The sequence below is a fragment of the Croceimicrobium hydrocarbonivorans genome (assembly GCF_014524565.1).
Classification (GTDB): Bacteria; Bacteroidota; Bacteroidia; order Flavobacteriales; family Schleiferiaceae; genus Croceimicrobium; species Croceimicrobium hydrocarbonivorans.
The window spans coordinates 937,501-950,482 of record NZ_CP060139.1 but is presented as its reverse complement, the minus strand read 5'-3'; the positions used below and the strand labels follow the sequence as shown (position 1 = coordinate 950,482).

Here is a 12,982-nt window from a genome sequence, read left to right as displayed (position 1 = left end):
ATATTCATTTGAGTCTAAGTAAACCGTATCATATAAGTATTCTATGTAGTCACTTACAGGTCCTAAGGCTAGAAATCTTTTAAAGTTTAGAGCAATTCCGCTGCTTTCTCCAAGGTCATGCCTCTGCTCCCTTTTACCAGGATTAATTTGCCTTTCGGCAGATGCGTTTCCAGCCAGGGTAGGAGGGCAGCAGTTTGTTCGAACTTTACAGCATTTCCTTGCGTCGCGGCAAAGGCCTTTCCTACTAAGATGGTATTTTCATAGCCTTGACTAAGCGCCAAATCTGCTATTTTCTGATGTTCTTCTGCTTCATAATCTCCCAATTCGAACATATCTCCGAGAATAACCCATTTCGAGTCCTGAGGGCGCTCGGTGAGCTCCGCAAAGTTTTTCAAGGCCGCTTCCATACTGCTGGGATTGGCATTGTAATAATCCTTTACCAAAAGGTTATGTTGTCCTTCGCCTAATTGTGAGCGATTGTTTTGGGGTTGGTAGGATTCAATGCCCGCTTGGATCGCATCCGCCGAAAGGCCAAAATGCGCGCCCAAACTTATGGCAATGGCAATATTGCTAAAGTTATAAGCTCCGGTTAAGTGCGATTGGATCTCCCGATCCTGATAATGCACCTTTACAAAGCTCCCTGAATTTTCGATGGGGTAAACCGGGAAGTCAGCATTTTCAGAAGCGCCATAAGTACAACGTTCCATGCCTTCGCTGCGCTCCAATTGAATGGGATCTGTAATCGATACCCAAGCCAATTTATTCCGTTGACGAAGATTTTCGAAGAGTTCGCTTTTGCCTTTAATTACGCCTTCTGGTCCACCGAAACCTTCTAAATGCGCCTTCCCGAAATTGGTAATAAAGCCGATATCCGGTAAGGAAAGACTGGATAGAAATTCAATCTCCTTTTGAGCATTAGCGCCCATTTCTACCACCGCTATTTCATGCTCCTCGGTAATGCTGAGCAGGGTTAAGGGTACGCCAATATGATTATTGAGGTTGCCTACGGTAGCAGCCACCCTGAACTTCTGTTTAAGGACGGAAACCGTTAATTCCTTACTGGTGGTTTTGCCATTACTTCCGGTTAAGCCAATCACGGGGATCTTTAATTGCCGGCGATGGAAAAGGGCTAACTCCTGGAGGGCCTTTAAGCCATCTTCTACCAGAATGCGATTAGGACCTTCGTATTGTGCTTCATCAATAAGGGCTGCGCAGGCGCCTTCATTGAGGGCCTTTTCAGCGAAAGCATTGCCATTAAAATTCTCGCCTTTTAATGCGATATAGAGTTGTCCTTTCTGCAGCTTTCTAGTGTCGGTACAAATGCCGGTGCTGCTAAGGAAGAGATCGTAAAGATTGCTGATGTCCATAAAAAAACCCCGTCGTTAAACGGGGCTAATTTCTTAATTATAATTGTAACGCTTGAACTTGTCGCGCTTTGGTTTCTTGTGTCGTTTTTCACGATCAGGGTCGAGGTTCTGGAATCCTACACGGTCCATAGCACAACGGAATCCGATAAAGTCAGTAGACTGATCTTCTTCCAGGAAGCGACGGGTACCAGGGCTTAACCAATAAGCATTGTCTTTCCAGCTACCACCTTTAAATACACGAGTGGTATTACCTACTAGGGTAGTGGTGGCATAATCATACATTAATGGCTCACCTTCTTCGGTTTCAGCATCGTAATAGATAGAAGATTGCTTATCACCATCGATATGGTCACGATAGTCTGCTTTCTTGTAGTTACGACGGTTTAAGTTTTCTTCTTCAGTAACATCACGACGAGGTAATTCACCAGGTAATGCTACGATGTTAGAATCGCCATCTCTTTGTGGTTCTTGTAATACTTCTAGAGCACCTAAACCTTGATAGTCTTTATCCCAGGTTTTAAACTCATTACCACGGTACGGGTTTAAGCCACGAACATCTTCTAAAGTAAGGGGACGGTAAACATCCATTACCCATTCGGCAACGTTACCAGCCATATCATATAAACCGTAATCATTAGGAGGGTAAAATTTTACCTGCATGGTAGTAGCAGCTTGGTCATTTAACCAACCACCGGTTCCCATATAGTCACCACGGCCACGCTTAAAGTTCGCTAACATATCACCACGCTGATCAGCTTCTGGGTTACGAGAAGCAGAACCATTCCAAGTAAATTTGTTCGCGTCAGTAACTCGGTTGTATACACGGCTTCCAATGTTACCATAAGCCGCATATTCCCACTCGGCTTCGGTTGGGAGACGGTACTTAGGTAATAAGATACCATCCTCAATACGTACAGGACGACCTTCATCACCAAATGGGCTATTAGGGTTGTGATCTTCTAAACCAGCTTTGTTTTGCTGGGTATATTCACCACTCTTGTAAAGGTATACTTCAGTATTAAAGTGGTCTGCATCACTTTGATCTGGGAATTCGTTGAAGATTCCTTGTTCGATCAGAATATTCTCGTTTACACGGTCGGTACGCCAAGAGCAGTACTTCATCGCTTGAATCCAACTCACACCTACTACAGGATAGAAATTATAGGCAGGGTGACGGAAGTAGTTCTCTACATACATTTCATTGTAAGAGAGCTCGTCGCGCCATACCAAGGTATCTGGTAAAGCAGTGGTTAAAATTTCTGGATAGTAGTCAATATCAAATACACGACGAATCCAGTAGAGGTATTCGCGGTAGTCGGTATTGGTAATTTCGTTTTCGTCAATGTAGAAAGACTGTACTGAAACTTGACGGGGAATATTATCCCAATCTTGATACACATCTTGTTCTACGCGACCCATGGTAAAGGTACCGCCTTCAACAAAGACTAAACCGGGACCGGTTTCTTGTCCTTCGTAATCGGTATTTACAGAGAATCCGCCATTATCGGAATCATTATAGGCCCATCCGGTGGTATTTGATGAATCGCCACCACATGAACTGAGCAGAAATGCTGCTGCCAAGGCTGGGCTCAATGATTTTAGAAAATTCAATCGGTTCATATCAACAATTGATTCTTAAGGTCTTTATAACTAAAACTTAGGGCAACTTATTGCTTTGGTCTTTTTGCGAGGGGCACGACAAGGGAACTGATAGCTTAAGGTCAGTTCATGGGCTCCTCCCAAATTGTTAGCAATACTGGAGATGGTATAATCGTAGCTGTAACCAAAGCCCCAGTTTCCTTCGAGAGGCGTATAGCCTACCAAAATCACTAAAGCATCTGGGTTAGTAGTACTGCTACGGAATCCTAAGCCTCCTTTGAAATCGCCACGCGAAAAGGCGAGGCTGGTTGTAATTTGATCGTAAGGTCCTTGTACTTGGTATACAATGTTTGGAATCAAGTAATTCTGTAAGTCGGTAACCAAACGTTTACGACCTAAAGGAATAGTGAAGCCCATGTGGGCAGTGAATTTCATCGGTAAGCGATCTTGTACAAAGAAGCTTACATCGGGTTGAGTAAGGTGAGAGGCAACAAAGCCAAAGTAGAATTTTTCGGTATAGCCAATTAATCCAGCGGTAAGGTCGAATGCACTTACGGTATTGCTACCGGGATTAGGCTCAGAGGTTTCACGAACGAATCCAAAATAGGGATCGATCTCATCCGGGAAGGTGAAGCTGTTCCAGTCGATCGCAATCTGGCGATAGGTACCTTGAAAACCAGCTAGGATGCTAAACTTACGAGATGCTTTTAAGTGGTAGCTGTATACGAGGCTTGCATCGGTTGTTGAGAAGGCACCGTCTCCGGCCTCATCGCGCATTAGCAGAATTCCCACCCCACCGTTCAGTGGCTCTACATATTGATCGTAGCTGGCACTATAGGTTTGGTACACATTCAATACCGGATACTGATTCCGGTAATTTAGGTTAAGGCGCGGGCATTTGGCCACCCCAGCAAATGCGGGGTTCAAATACATGGGGTTTGCATAGAATTGACTGAAATGAGCATCCTGTGCTTGAAGCACTTGGGTGCTGCCCAGAGCCAAAATTGCAAAAAAGGTTAGTAGTCTTTTGTTCATCCTCTCTAAAGAGTTTGGGGCTACAATGATACAAATTATTGACCACAGTTCAGGGCTGTGGAGATTCCAAGAAGGCAAATAAAATGATTTTTTACACATTCTGTCTTTAAGAACTCGAATTTCCTACGTCTATTATGTGAAGTTCTGTGGAATACTAAGTCTATCTTCGCAACGTTTTGAAGCCAACACAGTTTAATTTATGGATTTCATGAAGAGCATTTTAGTTCTCTTTACCCTCTTATTTACCAGTACATGGGCCTTAGCACAGGCTCAAAGTGGCACCGTGCAACTCCAATGGTTGGAGCCGATTCCCACCGGGCCGGAAGGCGAAACTTTCTTACCCTCCTTGAAAGCGGCAGATATGCATCCGGATTACTATGGGCTGCCGCAATTTTGTGCAGCACTGCCAGCTGAGTTCCGGGCTTCGGATTCAGTTCAATTAAGGGTTCTTAGTTCTGAGCTCGTTCCCAATCGTGAAAAATGGGTGCTCCGAAATATTGAGCTTCCCAGCAAGGAGGCACTCCTCTATCAAAATTATGCAGGCTATTCTCGAACTGCTTCCCGAATTTCCTATTGCTTGATTCCTTTCTATAAAGAAGGCAATCAAGTTTATCGCATTACACAATTGCAGTGGCAGGTGTTAAAGGGTCAGCGCAAGCCGGAAGCTCCCTTAATTCGTCGGGCTAAAAATCTGGCGAATAGCCAACTGTCTACCGGGAAATGGCATAAACTGCGCATCAGCGAAAGCGGAATCTATAAGTTGACTCCCGACTTTTTTAATCAGCATAAAATTGGGGATGGTGATGTGAAAATCGCTTCCATTCGATTATTAGCGAATGACCAAGCCATGCTTCCCGAAAGCTTCAATGCTGCCCGCACTATAGATCTGCAAGAGCGTTCATTTAAAGCGGTGGATGCCAATAATGATGGAGACTTCAATAACAATGACTACATCCTCTTTTATGCTTATGGTCCCCATGATTGGACCTATAACAGCAGTGGCGATCGTTTTGATTACCGACATAATATTTACCGCGATCACAACTTCGTATTTGTAAGTGTGGATGCGGGCAATGCTAAGAGCATGGAGACCATGAACTTGCCCTCCAATCCTCAGCAAGTAATAAGCAGTTTTGACGATTTTGACGCGGTGGAGGAAGACCTGGTTAACTTGGTAGGTACCGGTAGAGCCTGGTACGGCGATATCTTTGAGTTTACCCTCAGTTATAATTACAATTTTTCCTTTCCGAATCTTGTTTTAGCTGAAGCCGTGAAAATTCGAGTGGATGCCGTAGGACGTGCTTCTACTGGAGGTACTTCCTTAAATACTCGCTATGCCAACCAAACGGTTATGAGTAACGGGATTAGTGCCTATGAAACTTCGGGTGATTACCCTGCCTTTGTGCAAAGAGCGGATCAACGCGGGACCTTTACCGCTCAAGCCTCCAATCTTACTTTGAACCTCACTTACGATAATTCAGCTAATCCTACCGGAGTAGCCTGGTTAGATAAAATTGAACTGAATGTTCGTCGTGCTCTCAATTTTGCCGGGGCGGGAAATATGATTCAATTCCGCGATAGTCGCAGCTTGGCGGCAGGAGCGGTAGGAACCTTCCGAATTGAGAATCCGCCTAATGACATTACCGTTTGGCAGATCAATCGACTGGGAGAACATCAATATGTACCCGGGGCCTTTAATGGCAGTGGAATTTATGAATTCAATGCCGACCTCAGTGAGCTAAATGAATATGTGGCTTTTACGGGTACCAACTTCGATGCACCTGCTTATATCGGCTTAATCGAAAATCAGGACTTACATGCGATGACCGTTCCTGAAATGGTGATCATCAGTCATCCTAATTTCCTGGAATCGGCACAAGAGCTGGCGGATTTCCATAATGGTTCAGATAATGTTGCAACCGCAGTAGTTAGCACCGAAGAGATTTACAATGAATACGGTTCCGGTGGTCAGGACCTTAGTGCCGTTCGTGATTTTATTAAGGACTTATACGATCGTTCCCAGAATGATCAGTTTAAATACGTTTTGCTTTTTGGTGATGCTTCCTACGATTATAAGGATCGCATTACGGGCAACAATAATTTTGTTCCCACTTGGGAGTCGAGCTATAGCTACTCTTTAGGTCTATCTAGTATTACAGATGACTTCTTTGCCTATATGGATCCCGGTGAAGCCACCAATTTTCAAGGTGCCATTATGGATTTAGGGATCGGTCGTATTACCGTAAGTACTGCCGCCGAAGCCCGAAACTACGTGAACAAGGTGAAGAACTATGTGGAAGGTACCGGTCGCTTTGGAGAGTGGAGAAGCAGGGTTCTATTAATGAGTGATGATGTGGATTTAGGATGGGAACGCACCTATTTCGTGCCTCGATCCGAAAACCTTTACAATCTTACTAAGCGGGCCTCCAATGCCTTTAATGTGCAGAAGATTTACCAGGATGCCTATCAGCAGCAAACCAGTACCGGCAGTCAGTCTTATCCGGAGGCTCAGCGTGATATGTTTCGAGCCGTACAAAGAGGATGTTTGTTGGTGAATTATATCGGTCATGGTGGGGAAATCGGTCTGGCCTCCGAAAAGCTTTTACAGCTATCGGATGTAAATGGTTGGACCAATTACGATGCCTTGCCACTCTTTATTACCATCACCTGTGAGTTTACCCGCTACGATGATCCCAAGCGAGTATCGGCCGGGGAGCAGTTATTGCTTAATCCTCGCGGTGGTGCAGTAGCTCTTTTATCTACTACCCGAGTAGTGGGGGTGCAAGGAGCGGTAGATCTTAATGAGGCTATTTTCGATACCATTTTGGCTCGACCCAATGGGGTGCCTCAAACTTTAGGACAGATTTTCCGTGCGGCTAAGAATGATGATTTTGTGCGCAGCCGAAATACCAAAACCAAATTTTCATTGGTAGGAGATCCTGCCTTACGTTTGGCTATTCCGGAATATGGAGTGGAGCTTACCGATTTTAATGCGGTAGACATCGCTTTGGCGCAAGACACTATTAAGGCTCTTTCTTTGGTGGAATTAGATGGCCAGGTAGTAGACCTCAATGGTCAACTGATGAATGATTTTAATGGCATTTTGAACATTAGCGTATTCGATAAGGAAACCCAGCGTCAAACCTTAGTGAATGATGGGGTAGGTAGCCCGGTGAACTTCCAGGAACGCAATAGTTTGATTTATCGTGGAAAGGTAGAGGTGAATAATGGCCTCTGGACCGTGCAATTTCGCGCACCCTTAGGGATCAATTATCAATTCGGCTTTGGTAAGGTGAGCATGTATGCCTACGATGCTGTAAATGATCGGGATGCCGCCGGTGCTTATGATTCCATTCTTGTGGGTGGATTTAATGAAAATGCTCCGGCCGATGAAGAGGGCCCCGAAATTCAACTCTTTATGAATGATGCCAGCTTTGTGCGTGGCGGCATTACCGGATCGGATCCTTATATCTATGCCGAGCTGCGCGACTCTAGTGGTATTAATACGGTGGGGAATGGCATTGGTCAGGATTTGCGTGCTGTCTTAAATAAAGCTAGTGACCAGCCTTATATCCTAAATGAATATTATGAGGCGGATCTCAATTCCTATAAATCCGGTTCCTTGCGTTACCAGTTATTTGATTTGGAGCCTGGATCTTACCAATTGGATTTGCGGGCCTTCGATATTTATAATAATCCTTCAGAGGCTACAACCGAATTTGTGGTGGCCGAATCGGCAGACCTGGCCTTGGAGCGCGTATTGAACTATCCCAATCCTTTTACCACTTATACCGAATTTCAATTTGAGCACAATCGGGCCAATCAGCCTTTGGAGGTGCAAGTGCAAATATTTACGGTTTCAGGTAAATTGGTAAAGACCATTAATCAAGAAGTATTGAGTGCTGGAAACCGTGTTACCGGCATCAGTTGGAATGGATTAGATGATTATGGAGATAAAATCGGGAAGGGGGTATACGTTTATCGTGTGAAAGTTCGTTCCCTTAGCGATAATAGTTCAGCGGACGTATACGAAAAATTGGTAGTGTTACGTTAACCCCGCGTTTGTATAGAAAACTTATTTTTGCCCCTTCTAAAAAGAAAAGATGAAGCAATTTTTTGCTCTTAGCCTATTTATTTTCAGCGCTTTCGGCTTACATGCCCAATTTGGAAATCTCAAAGGGGATGGTGATTATTTCGCCGAACTCCGCACCATATCAGTTGCTGTTCCCATTATTGCCGTTTCTCCAGACGCCCGTGCCGGGGGTATGGGAGACGTAGGTGCAGCTACTGCGCCTGATGCAAATTCAGTGTATTGGAATACCGGTAAGCTGGCCTTTTTAGAGGATGGAACCAATTCTCTTTCCTTAAGCTATACGCCCTGGTTAAACCGTTTGGTGAATGATATCAATTTAGCTCACGTTTCTTACGCCACTAAATTTGATGATAAGCAAGGTTTGGCCATCGCCATGCGCTACTTCTCTCTAGGAGAAATTAATTTCCGCGATCAAGACAATCAACCCCAAGGAACAGGTCAGCCTTATGAGATGACTTTAAACGCGGGCTATGGATTGAAGTTGAGCAACAACTTTAGTATGGGGGTTGGCCTTCGTTTTATCTACAGCGATTTAACCAATGGTTTGCAAACTGCCGGAATTGAAACTACCCCGGGTTCTTCCTTGGCGGCCGATTTAGGATTCTACTATCAGAGTGATCGCAAGTCGATGGGGAATGGCCAGTACCAAAGTTTTAGTGGGGGTTTGAATATCTCCAATGTAGGAGGTAAGATTAGCTATGGTACTTCTCAAGAGAGTGCCGACTTTATTCCGGCCAACCTGCGATTAGGTGGTGGTTACCATTTGGATATTGATAGATACAACCGTTTTTCGGTGTACGTAGATTTAAATAAACTTTTAGTACCTACTCCTCCGGTATTGGATGACAATGGTGAGATCATTGCTGGGGTAGATGATAATGTATCGGCATTCGCCGGAGTATTCCAATCTTTCAATGATGCTCCTGGAGGAACCAGCGAGGAATTGGAAGAAATCAATATTAATATCGGTGCCGAATATTGGTACGATAATAAGTTTGCCTTCAGAGGTGGATACCAGTATGAGGATCCTAATAAGGGGGGACGTCAATACTATACCATCGGATTGGGTATTCAGTACAATGTATTCGGATTGGATTTCGCTTATTTAATTCCAGCTTCTGCTGTAGTTCGCAGTCCACTCGAAAACACTTTGCGCTTTACCCTGTTATTCAATTTCGAACAAGCAGAGTAATTCATTGAAGAATATCAAGAAACTAGAATTCCATTGCGAGCTCCAAGCTCAATCCTATCAAGATTTAAATCCATCAGAATGGGAGCTGGTGCAAAAAGCACTGGAGGCACGCAACCGAAGTCATTCCCCTTACAGTAAATTTCAAGTTGGAGCGGCCGTACGTTTGGCCAATCAAACTATCATTCAAGGTGCCAATCAGGAAAATGCCGCTTATCCTAGCGGATTATGTGCGGAAAGGGTGGCCTTGTTTGCGGCGGGAGTACAATTTCCAAATATGACCTTCGAAGCTCTGGCAGTTTGTGTACCAGATACGTCAACTAATCTGCCATTTCCTTGCGGAGGATGCTTGCAAGTAATGGCTGAGTATGAATATAAACAACAGAGCGGCCTTGAACTCTTTCTGATTTACCCGGCTGAAGAGCTGGTTTTCAGGGCAGAAAGCACTCGACATTTAATGCCTTTCAGCTTTAACGAAAGTCATCTTCCTGAATAGTGTCCTTGCAGGCTTTTTGTATAAATTTGCCGTTCTCAATCAAATAGAACAATGCCTAAGAAGAAGATCACCAAGAAGGTATATCTACAATGGTATGAAGATATGCTGTTCTGGCGCAAGTTTGAAGATAAGGCAGCCGCCCTCTACATTCAACAGAAGATTCGCGGATTCCTCCACCTTTACAATGGCCAGGAAGCCGTGCTTGCGGGTTCGGCATTTGCAATGGAAGAAAACGATCGCATGATCACGGCTTACCGTAACCATGTTCAGCCTATAGCGCTGGGAGTAGATCCTCGTAAGATTATGGCCGAGCTTTGCGGTAAAACCGGTGGTACCTCCGAAGGAAATGGGGGCTCCATGCACATGTTCTCAAAGGAGCATAACTTCTTTGGAGGTCATGGCATCGTGGGAGGTCAAATTCCTTTAGGTGCAGGATTGGCTTTCGCCGATAAGTATTTAGAGACCGGAGCAGTTACCCTTTGTTATATGGGTGATGGAGCCGTTCGTCAGGGAAGTTTCCATGAAACGATGAACCTGGCGATGCTGTGGAATCTTCCGGTAGTTTTTGTGGTAGAGAATAATGGTTATGCAATGGGTACCTCTGTGGAGCGTACCGCTAACCATACAGATATCTATAAATTAGGATTAGGCTACGATATGCCCTGCGAACCGGTGGATGGTATGGATCCGGTAACTGTTTACCAGGCCATGCAAACTGCAGTAGATCGCGCTCGTAGCGGAAAAGGTCCTAGCTTCTTAGAAATTCGTACCTACCGTTATAAAGGCCACTCTATGTCGGATGCTCAGCATTACCGTACCAAGGAAGAGGTGGCCGAATATCAGAAGCGTGATCCAATCGGAATCGTGCACAAAGTAATTCAAGATAAAAAGTACGCTACCGAAGCCGAGCTTAAGGAGATCGAAGATCGCGTTAAGGATTTGGTGAATGAATGCGTGCAATATGCGGATGAGTCACCTTTCCCGGATGCTTCCAATTTATACAAGAATGTATACATCCAGGAGGACTATCCATTTATTAAAACCCATTAAGAGATTATAGCATGGCAGAAGTAGTAAACATGCCCCGCTTGAGCGACACCATGGAAGAAGGTACCGTGGCTAAGTGGCACAAGCAAATCGGAGATAAAGTAGAAGAAGGAGATCTTTTAGCGGAAATCGAAACTGATAAAGCCACCATGGAATTTGAGGCTTTTCAGGAAGGTGTATTATTACATATTGGCGTAGAGGAAGGAAATACCGCTCCGGTGGATTCTATTCTAGCCATCCTAGGAGAAAAGGGTGAAGATATTTCCGCCTTATTAAATGGTGGTGGATCAGCCCCAGCTCCTAAAGAAGAAAAAGAAAGTGCTCCCGAAGCAGCTCCTGCTCCAGTAGCGGAAGAAAAGATAGAAGCTCCTGCAGCTAATGGCGATCGATTAAAGGCGTCCCCTTTAGCGAAGAAATTAGCAGAAGATAAAGGCATTGATATTAATCAAGTGAAAGGCAGTGGCGAAGGTGGTCGTATCGTTAAGCGCGATATCGACAATTATCAAGCGCCTGCATCTGCTCCTGCTGCAGCACCTCAAGTTAATATGGGTTCTGCTGGCGCAGCTCCTGCGGGAATGGCCTATGATGAGTTGCCCGTTTCACAAATGCGTAAAACCATTGCGCGTCGATTAAGTGAATCGAAATTCTCGGCTCCACATTTTTATCTGACTTTAGATATAGATATGGATCAGGCTATCGAGGCACGTAAGAGTATTAATGCGGTGGCCGAAACCAAAATCAGCTTTAATGATTTTGTGATTAAAGCCGCGGCGGTAGCTCTAAAGCAACATCCAGTTATTAATTCTAGTTGGGATGGTGATGTGATTCGTCGCAATCATGATATTAATATAGGAATGGCTGTGGCCGTAGATGAGGGATTACTGGTACCGGTAATTCGTCATGCTGACCAAAAAGGTTTGGCTACCATTAATAAGGAAGCAAAAGAATTTGCGGGCAAAGCGCGCGATAAGAAATTGCAACCTCAGGAATGGGAAGGAAATACCTTTACTATTTCAAATCTGGGAATGTTCGGGATTGAAGAGTTTACCGCTATTATAAATAGTCCGGATGCTTGTATTTTAGCCGTAGGCGGAATTAAGCAGGTACCGGTGGTTAAAAATGGCGAGGTAGTTCCCGGTAATGTAATGAAGGTAACCTTAAGCTGTGATCACCGTGTGGTTGACGGCGCCTCAGGTGCTGCCTTCTTGCAAACCTTTAAAGGAATATTGGAGAGCCCATTAAATATGTTGCTCTAATCGAAATACACAAATAGAAATGCCCTGGTTTACGCCGGGGCATTTTTGTATATAGCTATATAAGATGAAAGTATTAATTACAGGAGCCAGCCGAGGAATAGGAAAGGAGCTGGCCAAGCAGTTTTCAAAGGCCGGTCATCAAGTACTGGCGGTAGCTCGTTCAGCAGAGGCCTTAGAAGCTCTGGCTAGGGAAGAGGATAATGTTGAGACCATTTGTACCGACATTAATGATTGGGATCAGGCGGCAGCACATATTAAGGAGAAGACACAAAGTATAGACCTATTAATACATAATGCGGCGGCCTTCGTTAATAAGCCCTTTCGGGAGATGTTGCCAGAGGATATGCAATCTTTATATCATACGAATGTAATGGCCCCCTATTTTCTCACCCAAGCACTCTTACCTATGTTAAAGAGGGGGAGTCAGATTTTGGCCATTAGTAGTATAGGTGGTATTGGAGGCAGTATGAAGTTCCCGGGCCTCTCTGTATATAGTAGTTCTAAGGGCGCCATGAATATTTGGATCGAATGTTTGGCTACGGAATTGGCTGAAGAGGGTATAACGGTGAATGCTTTGGCTCTGGGAAGTAGTGCCACGGAGATGTTTCGCAATGCATTTCCGGATTTGGAGGCGGCTTCACAGCCGGATGAGATGGCCAAGTTCATCTTTAATTTCGCTTTGCAAGCACCGGGAATCCTGCATGGCAAGGTGATTCCGGTGAGTTCTTCTAATCCTTAGGGGAATTTATAGTGCAGGCTTTCAGCTCCTTGTGAAATAATTCACAAAAAGACTTTGGAAAGGCTTGCGTAGCGGGGAAGTCGGTGTATATTTGCCGCCCCTTACGAGAGTAGCGGGAAACGTTCATAAGGCACTTGAAAAAAATTACTAAGAAGTAATTG

General features: G+C 44.6%; 9 protein-coding genes. 6 read left to right on the top strand and 3 right to left on the bottom strand.

Annotated elements, in window-relative coordinates; all coding sequences use genetic code 11:
• Positions 1 to 86: 86 nt before the first annotated feature.
• From H4K34_RS04400 to H4K34_RS04390, 3 genes are read right to left on the bottom strand one after another with little or no spacing between them, the layout of a single operon-like run.
• A complete protein-coding gene (locus H4K34_RS04400) occupies positions 87 to 1,367 on the bottom strand; it encodes a UDP-N-acetylmuramoyl-tripeptide--D-alanyl-D-alanine ligase (RefSeq protein ID WP_210759611.1) in 1,281 nt (426 codons plus the stop codon).
• Between the two features lie 33 nt (positions 1,368 to 1,400).
• On the bottom strand, positions 1,401 to 2,987 hold the full coding sequence (locus H4K34_RS04395) for an SUMF1/EgtB/PvdO family nonheme iron enzyme (protein WP_210759610.1): 1,587 nt from the start codon (positions 2,985 to 2,987) through the stop codon (positions 1,401 to 1,403).
• A gap of 30 nt (positions 2,988 to 3,017) precedes the next feature.
• Entirely contained in the window at positions 3,018 to 4,001 is a 984-nt protein-coding gene (locus H4K34_RS04390; RefSeq protein ID WP_210759609.1) for a PorP/SprF family type IX secretion system membrane protein, read from the bottom strand.
• A gap of 208 nt (positions 4,002 to 4,209) precedes the next feature.
• Here H4K34_RS04390 and porU point away from each other — a divergent pair, with 208 nt between their 5' ends.
• The 6 genes from porU to H4K34_RS04360 all read left to right on the top strand — a co-directional run bounded on the left by porU (position 4,210) and on the right by H4K34_RS04360 (position 12,821).
• Positions 4,210 to 8,055, top strand: a complete 3,846-nt coding sequence (porU, locus tag H4K34_RS04385) for a type IX secretion system sortase PorU (RefSeq protein WP_210759608.1) — start codon at positions 4,210 to 4,212, stop codon at positions 8,053 to 8,055.
• Positions 8,056 to 8,104: 49 nt separating this feature from the next.
• Positions 8,105 to 9,286 carry a type IX secretion system outer membrane channel protein PorV gene (gene porV, locus H4K34_RS04380; RefSeq protein WP_210759607.1) on the top strand — a complete coding sequence of 394 codons (1,182 nt, stop codon included), beginning with the start codon at positions 8,105 to 8,107 and terminating at the stop codon, positions 9,284 to 9,286.
• A 4-nt stretch (positions 9,287 to 9,290) separates the two neighbouring features.
• A complete protein-coding gene (locus tag H4K34_RS04375; RefSeq protein WP_210759606.1) occupies positions 9,291 to 9,779 on the top strand; it encodes a cytidine deaminase in 489 nt (162 codons plus the stop codon).
• A 51-nt stretch (positions 9,780 to 9,830) separates the two neighbouring features.
• On the top strand, positions 9,831 to 10,829 hold the full coding sequence (gene pdhA, locus H4K34_RS04370; protein ID WP_210759605.1) for a pyruvate dehydrogenase (acetyl-transferring) E1 component subunit alpha: 999 nt from the start codon (positions 9,831 to 9,833) through the stop codon (positions 10,827 to 10,829).
• Between the two features lie 11 nt (positions 10,830 to 10,840).
• On the top strand, positions 10,841 to 12,082 hold the full coding sequence (locus H4K34_RS04365; RefSeq protein WP_210759604.1) for a pyruvate dehydrogenase complex dihydrolipoamide acetyltransferase: 1,242 nt from the start codon (positions 10,841 to 10,843) through the stop codon (positions 12,080 to 12,082).
• A 64-nt stretch (positions 12,083 to 12,146) separates the two neighbouring features.
• Positions 12,147 to 12,821, top strand: coding sequence for an SDR family NAD(P)-dependent oxidoreductase (locus H4K34_RS04360; RefSeq protein WP_210759603.1), 675 nt, complete (start codon positions 12,147 to 12,149; stop codon positions 12,819 to 12,821).
• Positions 12,822 to 12,982: the final 161 nt, after the last annotated feature.

What these genes read in the sequence shown, in the direction of transcription:
- H4K34_RS04400 (WP_210759611.1), bottom strand. Translation starts at nt 1,367, where the DNA reads ATGGACATCAGCAATCTTTACGATCTCTTCCTTAGCAGCACCGGCATT.
- H4K34_RS04395 (WP_210759610.1), bottom strand. Translation starts at nt 2,987, where the DNA reads ATGAACCGATTGAATTTTCTAAAATCATTGAGCCCAGCCTTGGCAGCA.
- H4K34_RS04390 (WP_210759609.1), bottom strand. Translation starts at nt 4,001, where the DNA reads ATGAACAAAAGACTACTAACCTTTTTTGCAATTTTGGCTCTGGGCAGC.
- porU (WP_210759608.1), top strand. Translation starts at nt 4,210, where the DNA reads ATGAAGAGCATTTTAGTTCTCTTTACCCTCTTATTTACCAGTACATGG.
- porV (WP_210759607.1), top strand. Translation starts at nt 8,105, where the DNA reads ATGAAGCAATTTTTTGCTCTTAGCCTATTTATTTTCAGCGCTTTCGGC.
- pdhA (WP_210759605.1), top strand. Translation starts at nt 9,831, where the DNA reads ATGCCTAAGAAGAAGATCACCAAGAAGGTATATCTACAATGGTATGAA.
- H4K34_RS04365 (WP_210759604.1), top strand. Translation starts at nt 10,841, where the DNA reads ATGGCAGAAGTAGTAAACATGCCCCGCTTGAGCGACACCATGGAAGAA.
- H4K34_RS04360 (WP_210759603.1), top strand. Translation starts at nt 12,147, where the DNA reads ATGAAAGTATTAATTACAGGAGCCAGCCGAGGAATAGGAAAGGAGCTG.